The 2,193-nt window shown below is 62.3% G+C and carries 3 protein-coding genes; all 3 read right to left on the reverse strand.

What is annotated here, in order from left to right; genetic code table 11:
• Positions 1-117: 117 nt before the first annotated feature.
• Genes ABFC66_RS16800 through ABFC66_RS16810 form a run of 3 tightly spaced genes read right to left on the reverse strand, consistent with a single transcriptional unit; the run spans position 118 to position 1,986 of the window.
• Positions 118-951, reverse strand: coding sequence for a hypothetical protein (locus ABFC66_RS16800; RefSeq protein ID WP_346742132.1), 834 nt, complete (start codon positions 949-951; stop codon positions 118-120).
• On the reverse strand, positions 923-1,354 hold the full coding sequence (locus ABFC66_RS16805; protein WP_346742133.1) for a type II toxin-antitoxin system VapC family toxin: 432 nt from the start codon (positions 1,352-1,354) through the stop codon (positions 923-925). Before ABFC66_RS16805 ends, ABFC66_RS16800 begins: the two co-directional genes overlap by 29 nt.
• A complete protein-coding gene (locus ABFC66_RS16810; protein ID WP_346742134.1) occupies positions 1,351-1,986 on the reverse strand; it encodes a DUF433 domain-containing protein in 636 nt (211 codons plus the stop codon). Before ABFC66_RS16810 ends, ABFC66_RS16805 begins: the two co-directional genes overlap by 4 nt.
• Positions 1,987-2,193: the final 207 nt, after the last annotated feature.

Genomic DNA, 2,193 nt, shown 5'->3' on the forward strand with positions numbered 1-2,193 from the left:
CTGCTCCCAGACACAGTCATCGCCCTCAAAACAGAGCAATTCAAAACGACCCTTGCCGTTACCCTGTACTACCGTCATCTTCATAATCAAACTCCTTCCTCAATAGTGTTGTAAGTCTCATGTCGATGCCGTCACCAAGACGAGATGCAGCCGAAATGTGCAGTGGTCCTCATCCGACAGCCCTGGATGCGAGCCTTCGGTATGCAGCATCTTCATGAGACCGTTGATGAAGTTCTTGCCGTCGGACGTCCACTCCCTGCGACGGACCGATAGGAAGCCGATCTGGTCGCTGGCGAGCAGCGCGCGGCGGTTCTCCGCGCTCTGCGCTCGTTCGGCTGCCGCCACGTCGATGTGCCGTGCGATGTCATCAAACAGACCTTCCATGAAGGTCCTGAGCTGGGCGTTCGCAGCCGCCCATTCGCCGCGCGTATGCGTCTGAATCGCTTGGTCGAGGTGGCCGGCCGCGATGGCGAAGCCGAAATGCTTCAGAAGCACCCGAACCTCGTCGTCCGTCGCCGGAAGGTCAATCTCCTGCGGGAGCGCCGCCCGCAGATTGGGCGGCACGCCCCACTCGCCCCAGGAAATGACGTAGCCGTCGCGAGCGAGGCCGCGCTCGAACCGATCTTGCAGAAATTCTTCCGCGCCCTGCCTGCAGAGACCGACCGCCTCGCGGACAAAAGCCTCAGCGAGCGTGAGCGTGCCGTCAATCGTTTCGATGATCGCAGCGCCGCGTTCGAGGATGATGCGGCCGGCGACATCGCACTTCCGCTCGATCGTGAGCGACGTGTCCGCAGCGATTTCCTGCTCGAGTCCGAGCCGCAGCATGATCCGATTGATCTCAGCATGGGTGCCGATGCGATGCGCGAGCAGCTCGTTGGCGGCGATGATCGTCGGGCGTGTGAAGGGTTTGGCGCGCATCGTCTCAAGGCTCGATCTGGAACGGAGGATCACGGAAGGGGTCGAGCAGGCGCACGCCGCGGCCCTCGAAATCCCTAGTGTTGCGGGTCACGAGAACGAGATCGTGGACGCACGCGGTCGCGGCGAGCGCCATGTCCCAGCGATCCTTGTTCTTGGCGCCAAGCATGCGCGTCCATTCCGCGACGACTGCAGCGTCGACGGGAATGATGCGGTCGGCATACGCTTTCTCGACGGCAGCGATGGCCTTGAGCAATTCCGCCGCCCTCCGGGGATCGCGACGCTTCAACGCCTCCGCGCCGCGGCGCTTCTCGAACAGCGTCGCAACGCTGAGCCTGAGATCCGAATCGTCGATGGTGGCGAGCCATTTGCGCACATTCGCATTGCCCCGCGACCCGAATTCGCGGAGCACATTCTCGTCGATCAGATAGCCGGTCACGGAATCCTGCGCGGTGCGGCCTCGGCCGCAGGCGATTCCTCATCGAATGCGCCGAGGTCGGCCAACTCGGCGAGCGCACGCTTCAGGCTCCGAGCGGGATAGGGCCGCCCCCGCTTGGGATAGGCCTTTGCATATTCGATCGCGGACTTTACCTGCTCCGGGGTCAGCGACGGGAAGTCCGCCACGATCTCCGCGAGCGATTGCGTGCGCGCCAGCGCCGCGACCATGTGAACCGGAATGGTCGTGCCCTTGATGAGAGGATCGCCCCCCTCGTCCGCCTTGACCCAGCGCCGGAGCTCATCGAGGCGTCGCAGCCGGCCTCTGAGGTCGGCGTCGACCTTCCCAAGATCAAGCACGAGTTCGCCCAGCGTGATGCGATGGGCGTCCGTCGAGAGCTGGCGGATTGCCTCGTAGAGGCGCCGGCGGCCGGCAGGTGTCAGATCCTTTTCGAGCCGGTCGGCAACCAGAAGGAAGCGCATCTCGGCAGGTCCGAGCAGGCGTTGGACAGCGCTGCCAACCCGGCGCTGGCGGGCGCGGATGACGCCTGTATCAACGGCCTTGTTGAGTGCAGTGGTCGACCGATTCAGCACGTAGCCAGCCTCGGTCAGCGTGAGAGCGTCTGCGGTGGACATTCGCATCCCCATATCTATAATTCATCCCCAAGATAGGGACGGATTATGGTGAGCGCAAGGCAGAAGCGCTGAGGGGGGCAATATGGTCGAGGTCTCGCGCGGATCGGTATGGCACAGGTGGGAGCCGCATATTCACGCGCATAACGATTAAGGTCAATGTTGGTCATATGTTTTCCTTACTGAATTGAATTATGTACATATACCGAT

The sequence above is a fragment of the Parvibaculum sp. genome (assembly GCF_039680535.1).
GTDB lineage: Bacteria > Pseudomonadota > Alphaproteobacteria > Parvibaculales > Parvibaculaceae > Parvibaculum.

Excerpts from the sequence above, each read along its gene's own strand:
- ABFC66_RS16810 (WP_346742134.1), bottom strand. The coding sequence starts at position 1,986 with ATGTCCACCGCAGACGCTCTCACGCTGACCGAGGCTGGCTACGTGCTG.